General features: G+C 72.5%; 11 protein-coding genes. 8 read left to right on the top strand and 3 right to left on the bottom strand.

Annotation, left to right across the window (positions count from 1 at the left end):
* Positions 1-1,353, bottom strand: a complete 1,353-nt coding sequence (locus ABD234_RS12810; protein WP_344356799.1) for an ABC transporter substrate-binding protein — start codon at positions 1,351-1,353, stop codon at positions 1-3.
* 14 nt (positions 1,354-1,367) lie between these two features.
* Complete coding sequence (locus ABD234_RS12805) at positions 1,368-2,384, bottom strand: Gfo/Idh/MocA family protein (protein ID WP_344356796.1); 1,017 nt, start codon at positions 2,382-2,384, stop codon at positions 1,368-1,370.
* Between the two features lie 183 nt (positions 2,385-2,567).
* Here ABD234_RS12805 and ABD234_RS12800 point away from each other — a divergent pair, with 183 nt between their 5' ends.
* The 3 genes from ABD234_RS12800 (at position 2,568) to ABD234_RS12790 (ending at position 4,671) form a co-directional block, all read left to right on the top strand.
* A complete protein-coding gene (locus ABD234_RS12800; RefSeq protein WP_344356794.1) occupies positions 2,568-3,740 on the top strand; it encodes an ROK family transcriptional regulator in 1,173 nt (390 codons plus the stop codon).
* 117 nt (positions 3,741-3,857) lie between these two features.
* Complete coding sequence (locus ABD234_RS12795) at positions 3,858-4,178, top strand: hypothetical protein (RefSeq protein ID WP_344356792.1); 321 nt, start codon at positions 3,858-3,860, stop codon at positions 4,176-4,178.
* A gap of 46 nt (positions 4,179-4,224) precedes the next feature.
* Positions 4,225-4,671: a hypothetical protein gene (locus tag ABD234_RS12790; RefSeq protein ID WP_344356790.1), complete on the top strand. Its 447-nt coding sequence runs from the start codon at positions 4,225-4,227 to the stop codon at positions 4,669-4,671.
* A 42-nt stretch (positions 4,672-4,713) separates the two neighbouring features.
* Here the strand turns inward: ABD234_RS12790 and ABD234_RS12785 are convergent, their stop codons facing one another.
* Entirely contained in the window at positions 4,714-5,652 is a 939-nt protein-coding gene (locus ABD234_RS12785) for a helix-turn-helix domain-containing protein (protein ID WP_344356786.1), read from the bottom strand.
* A 118-nt stretch (positions 5,653-5,770) separates the two neighbouring features.
* On the opposite strand from ABD234_RS12785, the gene ABD234_RS12780 reads away from it, so the two are divergent.
* The 5 genes from ABD234_RS12780 (at position 5,771) to ABD234_RS12760 (ending at position 15,178) form a co-directional block, all read left to right on the top strand.
* Positions 5,771-9,166, top strand: coding sequence for a DUF5107 domain-containing protein (locus ABD234_RS12780; protein ID WP_344356783.1), 3,396 nt, complete (start codon positions 5,771-5,773; stop codon positions 9,164-9,166).
* A 117-nt stretch (positions 9,167-9,283) separates the two neighbouring features.
* A complete protein-coding gene (locus tag ABD234_RS12775) occupies positions 9,284-10,564 on the top strand; it encodes an ABC transporter substrate-binding protein (RefSeq protein WP_344356780.1) in 1,281 nt (426 codons plus the stop codon).
* Positions 10,564-11,454: a carbohydrate ABC transporter permease gene (locus ABD234_RS12770; RefSeq protein WP_344356777.1), complete on the top strand. Its 891-nt coding sequence runs from the start codon at positions 10,564-10,566 to the stop codon at positions 11,452-11,454. The genes ABD234_RS12775 and ABD234_RS12770 overlap by 1 nt, the downstream gene beginning before the upstream one ends.
* Positions 11,451-12,320 (top strand): carbohydrate ABC transporter permease, encoded by an 870-nt coding sequence (locus tag ABD234_RS12765; protein ID WP_344356774.1) that lies wholly within the window; start codon positions 11,451-11,453, stop codon positions 12,318-12,320. Before ABD234_RS12770 ends, ABD234_RS12765 begins: the two co-directional genes overlap by 4 nt.
* 14 nt (positions 12,321-12,334) lie before the next feature.
* The gene (locus tag ABD234_RS12760; protein ID WP_344356771.1) at positions 12,335-15,178 is read left to right on the top strand and encodes a glycoside hydrolase family 2 protein; all 2,844 of its coding nucleotides are present in this window, start codon (positions 12,335-12,337) and stop codon (positions 15,176-15,178) included.
* The last annotated feature ends 15 nt before the right edge of the window (positions 15,179-15,193 follow it).

Below are 15,193 nucleotides of genomic sequence, written 5' to 3'. Positions count from 1 at the left end.
TCACCCCATGTACTTCTCGACGATCGGCAGCAGCTCCTGCTGTGCGGTCTTCAGCGCCTCGGCGGGCTCTGCCTCCTGGTTCATGGCGCGGAAGACCTGCACGGACAGGAGCTGGTCGAGCTCGTTCGACCAGGGCGTGCCGTAGCGCTGCACGGGGTGCTCGGTGGCCTGCTCGTAGGTCGCCACCACCGGCAGCGCCTCGAGCGTCGCGGGGTCCTCGAGAGTGGCCTGGGAGACGGGGAACCAGCCTTCCTTCTCCACGATCTGCTTCTGCGCGGTGGCTCCGGAGGCGAACTGGAGCCACTTCAGCGCGGCCTGCTTGTTCGCCGAGAAGGTGCTGATCGCGTAGCCCTCGGACCCGTCGATCGAGGCCGAACGGACGGCGATCCCCGGGATCAGCCCGTTCCCGGTGGTCTCGGCCGAGGTCACGGCCCCCTCGGCAGTAGCCGATGCCCACTGGAAGGGCCAGTTGAAGACGGACGAGGTGCGGCCCTGCGAGAAGACCTCGATGAGGTCCGAGGCATTGGTGATCTGCAGCGATGCGGGGTCCATCGCCTTGTGCAGGTGCAGCAGCTCGACCATCTTCGTGAGGCCCTCGATGCCCGCCTCGCTGTCCAGCTGAGGCGTCCAGTCCGCCGTGTACAGCTCTCCGCCGGCCAGGAGCAGGGAGCGCAGGAAGTTCTGGTAGGCGCCCGCAGGATTCCCCATGTCGCAGCAGTAGCCGTAGCGGCCGTCGATCGTGGTCGCCTTGGCGGCCTCCACGAACTCGTCCCAGGTCTCGGGGGCGGTGTCGGGGTCCAGGCCGGCCGCCGCGTAGTGCTCCTTGTTCCAGAACATGGTCTGGACGCTCGCGAACTTCGGCAGGCCGTAGACGGTCGAGTCCCAGGAGACCGCGTCCAGCGCCGGCCGGATGAGGTCATCGGGGATCGCCTCGGGGGAGAGCTCCTGCAGCCACCCGGCCTGGCCGAACTCGGCGGACCAGCCCGCCCAGGTCATGACCACGTCGATCGAGGCGTCCTGGGCGGCGAAGGCGGTCGCGAACCGGTCGTGCAGGTCGTTGAAGTTCGCCATCTCGTAGTTCTTGACGATGATGCCGGTCTCCTGCTGGAAGGTCTCGATCAGGCCCTCCTTGAACACCAGGTTGGTGTTGTCGTCGAGGATCGAGATCTCGGTGCCCTCGAGAGAGGCGTCCTCGGGTACGAGGGCGCTGCCGCCCTGGGCCTCGCCGTCCGAGCCTCCGCCCCCGGAGGTCGTGGAGTCCGGCGGGACGCAGGCGGCGAGTCCGAGGGCGCCGGCGGCTGCCCCGGCTCCGAGCAGGGAGCGGCGGGTGGTGGAGAGCGTGGTGCGGGACATGGGATCGGTTCCCTTCAGGAGGTGATCGGCTGGACGGCACCGGTCTCCAGTGACCGGTGGACGGCTTCGATGGCTCGGGTGATCAGCAGGCCGTGGGCGGCTCCGGGGAGGTCGACGTCGGCCCCGCCGACGGCGTCCAGGAAGTCGCGCATCATGTCCGCGGCGACGCCCTGCGGGCGGCCGCGACGGTCGTGGGCGGGGGCGCCGATCGCGCTCGTGCGCTCGGAGGTGGCGCGGCGGGCGCCCGTGGCGTCGATGTCGAGGACGTAGGCATCGGCCTCGGTCTCGATCTCGAAGCGGAACTCGAAGACCGAGGGCTTGCCCTGGGGCTGCACCCAGCCGCTGTCGAGGTCGAGGATCGAGCCGTCGGACATGGCGAAGCTCGCGGAGATGCGGTCCCAGGTGTCCACCCCGAGGGACGGCAGGAGGCGCTTGACCCCGCGGGCGTGGACCTCGACGGGCTCGGCGTCGGAGAGCCAGGTGGCCATGTCCAGGGAGTGCGGCATGAGGAACCAGGCGGGGCTGGAGAGCGCGGCCCAGCCGAGCATCTGCGTCGGCACGAAGACCGTGTCCTGCAGCAGGGCGCGCTGGGAGATGAGGGCGTGGCCGTCCTCGCGCAGCTGCTGTCGCACCGCACCGAACAGCGGGTTCCAGCGGTTCTCGAAGCCGACCACGATCCGGCCGCCTCCCCGCTCGGCGGCGGCGATGATGCGCTCGGCCTCCTCGGAGGTGGTCGCCAGCGGCTTCTCGACCAGGAGGTCGAGTCCGGCCTCGAGGGCGGCGACCGCGGGCTGCTCGTGGGCGAAGTCCGGGGTCGCGACGACGACCGCGTCGACGCCCGCACCGTCCTCCAGCAGGGCCTCGATCGAGGGGTGGGCGGGCACGCCGAGGTCACCGGCGAGCTGCTGGGCGCGCGACGGGTTCGGCTCGCAGATCGCGACGAGCTCCGCTGCAGGGTGGTGGTGGGTGGTCTCGGCGAAGATCCGGCCGCGGATGCCGCCGCCGACGATCGCGATGCGGGGATGTGTCATGGGCGGTGCTCCTGTGCACTCGGACGATGGAATATGTTGGAGGACACTACAAACTAATCGGGGCGCCGTCCAGACGTGTCTGCGGGCGAGATACGATCGTGATCGGGCCCCGGGGCGGAGGATGGCGATGCAGGTCCAGGACGGCCCGGCACGGTGCGGCGACCAGGGAAGAGGGCGGCAGGGATGAGCGATGCCTCGGTGCTGACCGCCGCGGACGTCGGCGCCGCCAATCGGTCCCGGCTGATCCGCCTGCTGCACCGCGACGGACCGCAGAGCCGCGCCGAGCTCGCGGCCGCGCTCGGGGTCAGCCGCGCCACCGTGGGCACGATCCTCCAGCCCGCCCTCGACGCCGGTCTGCTCGTGGAGCGGAATCCGGTCCCGCACGGCGCCCGCGACGGCGTCGGCCGTGCCGGGAAGCCGGCGAGGCCCCTGTGGTTCAGCGATGCGGTGCTGCTGGGAGGCGTGTACATCGCCGGGGACGAGGTGCACTGCGCCGTGCTCCGGATGGACGGTGAGGTGCTGCGGGAGAGTCGTGCCGCTCTCGAGCCGGAGCACGAGGTGGACGGGATCCTCGCCGAGTGCGAGGCGTTCTTCGCCGACACCACGCTCCTCGGGATCGGCGTCGCCGCAGCGGGCATGATCGACACCGACCTCGGCGAGATCCTGGACATCTACCGGGCGCCGGGCCTGACGGGGATGCCGGTCGCGGCGCTGCTCACCGAGCGGCTCGGGACTCCGGTCGCCGTCGACCACCACCCTCGGGTGCAGGCGATCGGGGATCTCTGGTTCGGCGAGGGGCGGGAGCTCACCACCTTCGGCTCGCTGTTCACCGGTGAGGTCCTCGGCGTGGGCATCGTGCACAGCGGCCGAGTGCTGCGCGGGGACCACGGGGGCGGTGGCGAGATCGGGCACATGGTGGTGGACGCGGACGGCGAGCGGTGCGTGTGCGGGCGCATCGGCTGCTGGGAGACGGTGGCCACGCTTCCCTGGCTGCGCCGCGAGGCCGCGCGCGCCGGCCTGCCGGACGCGCAGCAGATGACCTGCTCCCTCCTCGTCGCGCGGGAGGCGAGCGATCCCGCCGCCGGTGATCTCCTGCGCCGCTACCTCACGAACGTGGCCCAGGGCATCGCCGACCTCGAGCAGATCCTCGGACTGCAGCAGTACGTGATCCATGGCGACGTGGGCCACGGCGGAAGCCGGGTCGAGCAGATCATCACCGAGGAGCTCGGGGCGATGCTCAACCGGCGCCGCTCCCTGCCCCGGGTCGTCGCCGTCGCCGACGACGACCGCTCCACGCTCCTGGGCGCCGCGGCGCTGCTGCTGTCGGCGACGTTCTCCCTCGACGTGGACCGGTGAGCTGACTCTCCACCTCCCCGGACGCCTCCGCTACTGTGCAAGGGTCGCCGGTCGCAGAGGCCCAGGTCGTGCAGCCGGCAACCCCGTGCACTTCGACCTGAACCGAGGGACGCCACCATGGAGCACATCACCGTCGCCGGCCACCCCGAGCCCGTGGCCATGTCCGCCACCGCCGCCCGACTCATGCGGGAACGGCTGGACCAGGCCCGTGACCGGCGAGGAGATGCCGACGCCGACGCCTACGAGACGCGCATCGGCCAGCGGATCGGCGTGCTGCTCGAGGGCGGCATGCCCAGCATCGACATGGCGACGATGCGCGCGATCGTCGACTTCGTGGAGACTCCCGAGGAGCCCGAGGACGCGGAGCCGACGGGCCTGGGCAAGGTGTTCAAGGGCATCAACGAGCGGCTGGAGCGGCGGGGGTACCGCGGACCGTGAACCCGCCGTGCCATAGCCTGGTCGGACCCTGCGGACGGAGGAGACCATGGCCAAGTCGAGCAAGTTCAGCGCAGTCCTGAAGGCTGTCGCCTGGATCGGACCGCTCGCGGTCCAGGCGGTCCGGTCGATCTCGAAGAACCCCGAGCTGCTGGACACCATCAAGGAGCAGGCCACCTGGCTGTCCGGGCTGCGCGGCGGCACCGGCGACGATCAGCTCGAGACGATCCAGGTGCTGCGCGACCAGGTCGCCTACCTCGCCGAATCCGCCGATGACGACGACGAGGCGCGCAAGGCCACGGAGTGGTCCCAGCGTCTGGACCGCTGCGAGCGCGCCGCCCAGATCCTCAAGGCCCCCGGTGCGTCCAAGGCCGATCGGACGGCGCTGACGAAGAAGGTCGGCGCGCTGCGCTCGGAGATCTTCAGCGCGTTCATCACGGAGCAGGCGGAAGACGCCGAGAAGGACGCCGTCGCCGAGCGCGACCCCGGCGTCTGAGGGCGCCGGCACCCTTCGGAGGGTCCCCGCGGTTCTCCGGGCTCAGTCGGCCGGATGCCTCGATGGCCACGCGCCGCGGGGAACGTGCTCGGGAGGATCGTGGAGGTGGGCCTCCCGGAACATCCGCGGGCTGGTGCCCTGGATGCCGCGGAATCGCCGGGAGAAGTACAGCGGGTCCTCGTAGCCGACGATCCGTCCCACCTCGGCCACCGGCAGGGTGGTCGTCGCCAGGAGCTCGCTCGCTCGAGCGATGCGCAGGCGTGTCACGTACGCGACGACTCCTCCGCCGGTCGCGGCACGGAACAGCGCGGCGAAATGGGAGGGGGAGAGCCCGGCGAGCTCGGCGAGCTCAGAGACGACGACCGGATGGTCGAGGTGGTCGCGCAGATGCGCGAACACCAACCGCAGCGGTGCCTGGCGCAGCGGCGGCCCGGCGGCGGCATCGGCGGCGAGGTGGGCCAGCACGTTCCCCGCCGCCCCGCTGGTGCGGATCAGGCTGGGCAGGGTGTCGTCGACCTCCATCGTCGTCAGCACCTCCTCCATCAGCTGCTGGATCCGGGCGCGGTCGTGCAGGTCGATCACGACCGGTCGCCGCCCGCCGTCGGGCAGCGACGCCTCGAAGGCGCGGGCCTGAGGCCCTGCGGCGTGCAGCCAGATGATCGTCCATGGATCATCGGCCACGGACCCGTACCGGTGCCCGAGCTGCGCCGGCAGGACGAGCGCCTGGCCCGCGCGGACATGCAGGGTCGGGGCGCTGTCGTCGGTCGTCGCGCGGCACCAGCCGCGGCCGGCGGTGCAGACGATGACCACGCTCGCCCCGGCGCCGTGCAGCCGCTGCCTGCCGTGGTGGAAGGCTCGGGGGAACCATCCGGCGTCGGTGACGAGCAGCTCGCGCGTGAGCGGGGAGGCGGCCGCCGCCCGGGCGACGGCCGGCGGGAGGATGCGCAGCCGTTCGCCGGGAAACCCCTCGCCGATGCTCACGGGGCCACCGTAGCGCAGCCGGCCGGCGCGTCCCGGCGATCACAGGATCGTCGGATCATCCATGTGGGGCGAGAGGATCGTCCTTCTCGCGGCCGTCGCGCCTGCCTACGGTCGAGGCATGCTCACCGCCGAGTCCCTGCTCCCGCTCGCCGCGCGCCCCGCGGAGCTCGCCGACCGCGCCGCCGCCGTCTGGTCGGTCCCGACCACGATCCCGACGTACCGCCCCCTGCCGCCGGAGCGCTTCCCCGCGTACCTCGACCGGCGCGTCTACCAGGGCTCCTCCGGCGCCGTGTATCCGCTGCCGTTCCACCACCAGATCGCGGCCGAGCCGGAGGACCAGGTGTGGCAGGCCGTCCACCTGCAGAACGCGTGGCTGCACGTGGTGGTGCTGCCGGAGCTGGGCGGGCGCATCCACATCGCCCGGGACCGCGTCAGCGGGGAGGACCTCTTCTACGCGAACCCGGTGATCAAGCCGGCTCTGGTGGGCCTGGCGGGCCCGTGGATCGCCGGCGGCGTCGAGCTGAACTGGCCGCAGCACCATCGGCCGGCGACCTTCCTGCCCAGCGACTGGAGCATCGAGGAGGAGGCCGACGGCTCCGTCGTCGTCTGGTGCGGGGACCACGACCCCTTCGACCGGCTCCAGGGCCTTCACGGAGTGCGCCTGCGCCCCGACTCCTCCGCCCTCGAGCTGGCGGTGCGGCTGTTCAACCGCACCGAGCTCGAGCAGACGTTCCTGTGGTGGGCGAACGCCGCCGCCCGCGTCCACGACGACTGCCAGGTGTTCTTCCCCCACGATGTCCGCTACGTCGCCGACCACGCCAAGCGCGCCGTCACCGCCTTCCCCGCCGCGGACCGTCCCTACTACGGCGTCGACTACCCCGCGCTCGCCGACACGGAGTTCACCGCGGCCGATGGGACCCCCGGCACGGGAGACCGCCTGGACTGGTACCGCAGCGTGCCCGTGCCCACCTCGTACATGGCCCTGCACAGCGACGAGGACTTCTTCGGCGGCTACGACCATGCCAGCGGCGTCGGGTTCGTGCACGTCGCCGACCGACGGCTCGCCGTCGGCAAGAAGAACTGGACCTGGGGGAACTCCCTCTTCGGGCACGCCTGGGAGCAGAACCTCTCCGAGGACGGCGCTCACTACATCGAGCTGATGGCCGGCGTGTTCACCGACAACCAGCCCGACTTCGCCCAGCTCGCCCCCGGGGAGACGAAGACCTTCACCCAGCGCTGGTATCCGGTCCGCGGCACCGGCGCGATCGACCGGGCGGGGGAGGACGCCGCCGTCTCCCTGCGCCTCGGCGGCGGCCGGGCCGTCGCCCGCATCGCCGCGGCCCGCATCGTCCCGGGCGCCCGCATCTCGCTGTGCCAGGGCGGTGTCGTCCTCGCCGAGCAGACGGGCGACCTCGACCCGGGCCGCACTCTCGAGCTGCGCGCCGACACCGCGGCCGACGGTCCTGTGAGCGTGGAGGTGGCCGACGCCGAGGGCCGCGTGCTGGTGGCCTGGAGCACCGCCGAGCTGGCGGCCGGCACGGACCGGCCGGAGCCGCAGGCCGCGCAGGAACCGCCCGCCCCGGGGGAGGTCGCCACCGCGGAGGAGCTCGCCCTGATCGCCGAGCACCTGGTCGTCTACCGCCACGCCACCCGCGCCCCGGAGCCCTACTGGGAGGAGGCGCTGCGCCGCGACCCCGGGCATGTGGCGAGCCTCGTCGGCCTCGCCGATCGCGCCTACCGCCGCGGCGAGCTCGAGACCGCCCGCGACCTGCTCTCCCGGGCCGTCGCCCGGCTCACCCGCTGGCACCCCACCGCGCAGGACATGCGCCCCCAGTACCTGCTGGGCCTGGTCCACGAAGCCCTGGGCGAGGAGGAGACCGCCTACGACCTGCACGCGCGGGCCTCCTGGTCCCGGGCCTGGCGCGGACCGGCCGGCTACCGGATGGCACGTCTGGACGCCCGCGCCGGCCGCGAACGGATGGCGCTGCACCGGCTCGAGGACGTCCTCGCCGTCGAAGGGGACCACCTGCAGGCCCTCGCCCTGCGCGCCGTGTGCCTGCGGCGGCTGGGGCAGGAGCAGGCGGCGCGGTCCGCGCTCGCCGCCGCCCTCGCCCGGAACCCCCTGGACGCGCTCACCCGAGCCCTGACCGGGCAGGCCCCCTCCGCCGATGTGCAGGTCTGCCTGGACACCGCGATCGACCTGGCGGGATTCGGGGAAGGGGAGGCCGCGCTGGCCGTGCTCGACGAGGCCACGGAGGCGGACCGTTCCCGTCCCCTCGGGCAGACGGCCGGCGGCCCGCTGATCGACTACCACCGGGCCGCGATCCAGGAGGAGCTGGGGCGGCCCGAGGACGCGGCGCAGAGCAGGGCACGGGCCCTGTCCGCGGACCCGACCTGGGCCTACCCCTCCCGCCGGGCCGATGTCGCCGCGCTGCGCGCCGCCGGCGACCACGACCCGCAGGCCGCGGCGCTGCAGGGGCACTGGCTGTACGCGGCCGGACGGCCCGCAGAGGCCGCCGCCGCCTGGGAGCGCAGCCTCGCCCTCGGCGGTGACGACCCCGCCGTGCACCGCAACCTGGGCCTCGACGCCGTGAACCGGCTGCAGGATCCGGAGGCCGCCGCCGGGCACTACGCCGCCGCGGTCCGCGCGGCGCCGCAGGAGGCCCGACTCCAGCTCGAGATCGACCAGCTCGACGCCCTGCGCGGACACGGCACCGCGCAGCGCCTCGCCCATCTGCGGGAGCACGCCCCGCTGCTGGCGGCGCGCGACGACGCCCAGGTGGCGCTCGCGCATCTGCTGGTCAGCGCCGGGGAGGCGGCGGAAGCCGCCGCCGTGCTCACGCAGCGGCGCCTCCAGCCCTGGGAGGGCGGGGAGGGGGAGGCGCTGGCGGCCTGGGAGCGGGCGTGCATCCGGCTCGCCGTCGGCGCCGTCGCCGACAAGGACCCGGACTCGGCGCTCGCGCAGCTGCAGGCCGCCCTCGCGCCGCCCGCTCAGCTCGGCGAGGCGCGCCACCCCCTCGCCTCGACCGCGCAGCTCGAGCTGCTGATCGGGGACGTCCATGCCCGCCGGGGGCAGCCGGAGGCCGCCTCGCAGGCCTGGCGCCGCGCCGCCGAGCAGAAGGGCGACTTCCTCGGCATGCAGACCCAGGAGCACTCCGAGACCACCGCCTGGAGCGTCCTCGCCCTGCGCCGCCTGGGCCGGGACGCGGAGGCGACGGCGCTGCGACAGGACCTCGAGGGCTTCGTCGACGGCCTCGCCGGGACCCCGCCGAGCGTGGACTACTTCGCGACCTCGCTGCCCGACCTGCTCCTGTTCGTGGAGGACCCGACCCTCGTGCGGGATCGGCGGGTCGCCGTGCTCCGCGCGCAGCTGCAGGCCCTGGACGGGGAGCTCGACGCCGCGGCCGACGCTCTCGCCGCCCCCGAGCTCGCGTCCTCCCGGCATGCCGCCGACCTCGGCATGCTCCTGGGCGACGGCGCGGAGGGCCTCGCCTTCCGCGCCGGCCTTCCCTGACCGGCAGGAGCCTCCTCGACCGACCAGGAACGTCCCGAACGCCGCGGATCGCCGCGGACAGCACCACCTCCACCTCACCCGACAAGCACACCGGAGCGGACGATGAAGACCACTCGCATGTCACGACGGACCATCCTCACCAGCGCAGGGATCGGCATGACGGCCGCAGGGCTCGCCGCCTGCGTGAACACCAGCGGCACCGGTGCCACCGGTGGCACGGGCGGCGGAGGGAGCGGGGACGGCATCGTCTTCCAGAACTCGATCCAGGACACCGCCCCGAAGGCCGCCCTCGAGCAGCTGGTCGCCGACTACGACGGCCCGGTGACGATGAACTCCGTGGCCACCGAGCAGTACCGCGCCCAGCTGACCAACTACCTGCGCTCCTCGAACCCGCCCGACGTCTACAGCTGGTACGCGGGCTCCGTCTCCCGCGCCTACGCGTCGCAGGGCCTGCTGCTGGACGTGGCCCCGCTGTGGGACGAGGGCGGCGCCTGCTCCGACTTCTCGCCCGCGCTGAGGAGCCTGTCCGACAACGGCGACGGCACGTTCAGCTTCGTGCCGACCAACTACTACTGGTGGTCGATCTTCTACAAGAAGTCCGCCTTCGCGACCTGGGGCATCACCCCGCCGGAGACCTGGGACGAGTTCATCGCCCTGTGCGAGTCCCTCCTCGCCCAGGGGATCATCCCCCTCGCCAACGGCATCGGCTCCACCCCGTGGATGGCCTCGGGATGGTTCGACTACCTGAACCTGCGCCTGAACGGAGCCCAGTACCACCGCGAGCTGCTGGCCGGCGAGCACGCCTTCACCGACCCCGAGGTGAAGACCGTGATGACCGAGTACGCCCGCCTCATCCCGTTCTTCGACCCCGACATGGCCTCCTACTCGAACCAGGAGGCCACGACGCCTCTCGTGCAGGACCGGGCCGCGATGTACCTGGTCGGCGCGTTCGTGACCAACAACGTCCCCGCCGACATGGTCGAGGACCTCGACTTCTTCTCCGTCCCGGTGATCGACCCGTCGATCCCCACGGCGGAGGAGGCCCCCACCGACGGCTTCTTCGCGGCCTCCGGCAGCTCCGACCCGGAGGCGACCCTCGACTTCCTCAGCTACCTCGCCGCCCCCGAGCAGCAGCAGAGGTTCATCGAGCTGTCCGGCTCGGCGAACCTGCCCACGTCCCCGCAGGTCGACACCTCCGGGTTCAGCGCGCTCACCCAGAAGGGCATCGAGCTGCTGAACTCCACCGAGGAGATCACCCAGTTCTTCAACCGCGACTCCTCCGACGCCCTCCAGACCACGGCCGATGCCGCCCTGACCCGGTTCCTGGCGCAGCCCGAGGACGTCGACGCCGTGCTCACGGAATGGCAGGCCGCGGCCGAGCAGGTCTGGAGCTCCTGATGGCGGCCCTGCGGGCCCGATGGCGGCGGGTGCCGCCGCTGATCTGGCTGATGCTGCTGATCCCGCTGGTCGTCGAGGCGTTCTGGGTGTTCTGGCCGGCGGTCAACTCGTTCTCCCTGGCGACCCTGCGCTGGGACGGCATCACCCCGGCCGAGGGCGTCGGCCTGCAGAACTTCGTCGACCTCACCGCCGACCCGATCTTCCGCACCGCCGCCGCCAACACGGTCTACTGGCTGATCGCCTTCGGCCTGCTCTCGGTCGCGGGCGGGCTCGCGCTCGCCGTCGCCCTGAACCGGCCCGGCCGCGGGGTGGGCATCTATCGGGCGGCGATCTACCTGCCGATGGTCGTGTCGATGGCGGTCACCGGCCTGTTCTGGCGGGTCATGTACCAGCCCGACGGGCCGATCAACAGCGCGCTGGGACTGCTGGGGCTCGGGCACCTGGAGCGGCAGTGGCTCGCCGACCCGGACCTGGCGCTGTCGGCGATCCTCGTCGCGGCGGTCTGGCGCCAGTGCGGCTACATCATGGTCCTGTACCTGGCCGGGCTCAAGGGCGCCGATGCCTCGCTCGAGGAGGCCGCCGCCGTCGACGGCGCGAACGCCTGGCAGCGCTTCTGGCGGATCGTGATGCCGCAGCTCAGCGGCGTGCACACCGTCGTCCTCGCGGTGACGGTGATCGATTCGCTGCGCACCTTCGACATCGTCTGGACCATGACGCGCGGCGGCCCGTACAACAGCACGCAGCTTCTGAGCACCTACATGTTCCAGCAGGCGTTCACGAGCGGGAACCTCGGGTACGCCTCCGCGATCGCCGTGGTCATCTTCCTGCTCGCGATCGGGTTCATCATCACCTACCTGGCCCGCCAGGCCCGCACGGAGGAGGCGTCATGAGCACCGCAGTCCCCTCGGGCGCGGCATCGTCGCCGCGCCGCCGCCGGCGCTCGGGGCGCTCGCCCTGGCTCCACGTCGTCATGATCCCGCTGACCCTGCTATGGATGAGCCCGATCGTGTTCGTCGCGATGATCTCGGTGCGCACCTTCGACGACATCGCCGCCCGCGGGCTGTCGGCCCTGCCCACCTCGATTTCGCTCGAGGGCTTCGCCACCGCGCTCAGCGGCGGGGGACTGCTGCGGGCACTCGGCGTGAGCACCCTCGTGACGGCCCTCGCCGTGCTGGCCTCGCTGGCGCTGTCGTCCTGGGCGGCCTACGCGCTCAGCCGGTTCCGGATCCCCGGGCGCCGCACGATCCTGCTGGCGATGCTCGCCGGCAACCTCCTGCCCCCGCAGATCCTCCTCGTCCCGGTGGCTCGGATCAGCGAGGGCATCGGACTTCAGGACACGCTCAGCGCCCTGATCCTGGTCCAGGTCGGATTCGGCATCGGCTTCTACACCTTCGTGCTGCACGGCTTCATGCAGGGCCTGCCCGAGGAGGTGTTCGAGGCCGCGCGGCTCGACGGCGCCGGCCCCGGACTGATCTATCGGCGGATCGTGCTGCCGCTGAGCAGGCCCTCGTTCGCGGCGCTCGCGGCGCTGGCGACCACCTGGGTCTTCAACGACCTCATCTGGGCGCTGACGATCCTGCGCACCGAGGCGAAGTTCCCGATCAGCGCGGCCCTGCTGAACCTCATGGGCGGCTACGGCAGCAGCTGGAACGTCATCGCCGCGGCCTCCCTCATCGCGGCGGTCATCCCCGCGCTCGTGTTCTTCGCCTTCCAGAAGCAGTTCGTCTCCGGCCTCCTCGTGGGCTCCACCAAGTGAAGGAATCATCGCCGATGTCCCCGCACCACCCGCTCGACCTCACCGGCACCTGGAACTACCGCCTCGATCCCGACCACGTGGGGGAGGCGGACGGCTGGGCGACCGCACCCCTGGCGGACGCGGGCACCCTGACCCTGCCCGGCTCGCTGGGCGCGCAGGGCATCGGCGATCCCGTCACCGTCGACACCCCGTGGACCGGCGGCATCGTCGACCAGTCCTTCTTCACCGACGAGCGCTACGCCCCCTACCGGCAAGGCGAGGACGTCTCCATCCCCTTCTGGCTGCAGCCGCAGGTGTACTACCGCGGCGCCGCCTGGTACCAGCGGCGGATCGAGATCCCCGAGGGCTGGGACGGCAGCGGCCTCGACCTGGTGCTCGAACGCGTGCACTGGGAGTCGACCGTGTGGGTCGACGGGCAGCGCTGCGGCAGCCAGAACAGCCTCACCACCGCGCACCGCCACGACCTGGGCCCCCTCGCCCCGGGGGCGCATCTGCTGACGATCCGCGTCGACAACCGCACCGTCATCGACGTGGGCCCGAACTCCCATGCGATCTCCGACCACACCCAGGGCAACTGGAACGGCATCATCGGCGAGATCGCCGTGCACGAGCGCCCCGAGATCCGCCTGGGCCAGGTGCGCGTCCTCCCCGACGTCGCCGCCCGCCGGGCCCGGGTGCGCCTGGACATCGCCTCCGGCACCGCGGTGGCCCGCGAGGGCCGGCTGCAGCTGACGGCCCGCCGGGCCGACTCCCTGCCCGGTGCGGCCGATGCCCCCGTCATCGGCCCCATCGAGGCAGCCTTCGAGGTCGACCACGGCGAGGACCTCGGCTCCCGCGGCCTGCTGGGCGGCGGGACCCACCTCGACATCGACCTGGACCTCGGGGCCGATGCCGCGCTGTGGGACGAGTTCACCCCGGCGCTGTACGCGCTGGAGGTGCAGCTGAGCGCCCGCACCGCGGACCGCGAGCACACCGATACCGCTCACGTGCTGTTCGGGCTGCGGGAGGTGCGCACCGAGGGCACCCGGATCCTCCTGAACGACCGGCCGATCTTCGTGCGCGGCAGCCTCGAATGCTGCGTGTTCCCGCTGACCGGGTACCCGCCCACCGAGCTGGAGCCGTGGCGGCGCATCATGCGCATCGCCAAGGCCCACGGACTGAACCTGCTGCGCATGCACTCGTGGTGCCCGCCGGAGGCCGCCTTCGTCGCCGCCGACGAAGCGGGCATGTACCTGCAGGTCGAAGGGCCGATCTGGGCGAACCAGGGGGCCGCGGTGGGGGAGGGGCGCCCCGTGGACTCCTACCTCCACGAGGAGACGCGGCGGATCCTGCGCGCCTACGGCAACCATCCCTCGTTCCTCATGATGGCGCACGGCAACGAGCCCGGCGGGCGGGACGCGGAGTTCCTCGCCGCCTGGGTGCGGCTGTGGCAGACCCAGGACCCGCGCCGGCTGTACACGACGGGCGCGGGCTGGCCGGGCGTGCCCGAGAACGACTTCGACAACATCCCGCAGCCGCGCGCGCACCGCTGGGGCGAGGGCCTCGAGTCGCGGATGAACGCACAGCCGCCGCACACCCTGGCGACCTACGACGAGGACGTCGCCTCCCGGGACCGGCCGATCGTCTCCCACGAGATCGGGCAGTGGTGCGTCCACCCCGATCTCGAGGAGGTCGCGCAGTACACCGGCCTGATGCGGCCGCGGAACTTCGGCGTGTTCGCGGACCTCCTGCGGGAATCGGGGATGCTCGACCAGGCGACGGACTTCCTGCACGCCTCCGGACGCCTGCAGACCCTCGCCTACAAGGAGGACATCGAGGCGGCGCTGCGCACCGAGGGCTTCGGCGGGTTCCATCTGCTGGGGCTGACGGACTTCCCCGGGCAGGGCACCGCCCTGGTCGGCGTGCTCAACCCGTTCTGGGAGGAGAAGGGGTACGTGAGCCCCGAGGAGTTCTCCCGCTTCTGCGCCCCGACCGTGCCGCTGGCCCTGCTGCCGCGGCGGATCTGGGCGGCCGAGACGGAGCAGGATTTCTCGGTGCGGATCGCCCACTACGGCCGGGCCGCGCTGGAGCAGGGCGAGGTGCGCTGGAGCCTGCGCGGCGACGACGACGCCGTGCTCGCCCAGGGCGTCTTCGACGGCGCCTCCCGGATCCCCCTCGGCAACTCCACCGTGCTGGGCCCCGCCACGATCCCCGCGGGCCTGGTGGGCGAGGCGACGCACCTGCGGCTGGTCGTCACCGTCCTCGAGGCGGGGGAGCAGATCGGCGAGAACGACTGGGACGTGTGGATCCACCCCGACGCCCCGGCCGATGAGACGCCCGGCGTGCGCACCGCGACCGATCTCGCCGAGGCGGCGCAGGCCGCCGCCCGCGGCGAGAGCGTGCTGCTGGAGATCCCGGCGGAGGCGATCGGCAACGACATCTCCCTCGGCTTCACGCCCGTCTTCTGGAACACGGCGTGGACCCGCGGGCAGGCCCCGCACACCCTCGGCCTGCTGCACGACCCCGCGCACCCCCTGTTCGCGCAGTTCCCGACGGCGGGCGCCACGGACTGGCAGTGGTGGGCGCCGCTGCGCGGGGCCCGGCCGATGCTGCTGGACGGCCTGCCCCGTGCGTTGCGGCCCGACGTGCAGGTCATCGACACTTGGTTCGAGGCCCGCCGCCTGGGCGTGCTGTTCGAGGCGCGCCTCGGCGAGGGCCGGATCCTCGTGACCTCCCTGAACCTCGACGGCGGCAACGGGGCCGAGGAGCGCCTGGCCGCCCGGCAGCTGCGGCGCAGCATCCTCGCCTACATGGCCTCGCCCCGCTTCGCCCCGCAGGTGGAGGTGAGCGCCGAGCAGCTGGCGAGCGTCCTCCGGTGAGGTGAGCGCCCCGCG

It is taken from the genome of Brachybacterium phenoliresistens, from assembly GCF_039530785.1.
Taxonomy (GTDB): domain Bacteria; phylum Actinomycetota; class Actinomycetes; order Actinomycetales; family Dermabacteraceae; genus Brachybacterium; species Brachybacterium phenoliresistens.
Note: the sequence above shows the minus strand (reverse complement) of the source record. Positions and strands in the feature narration are given on the sequence as shown.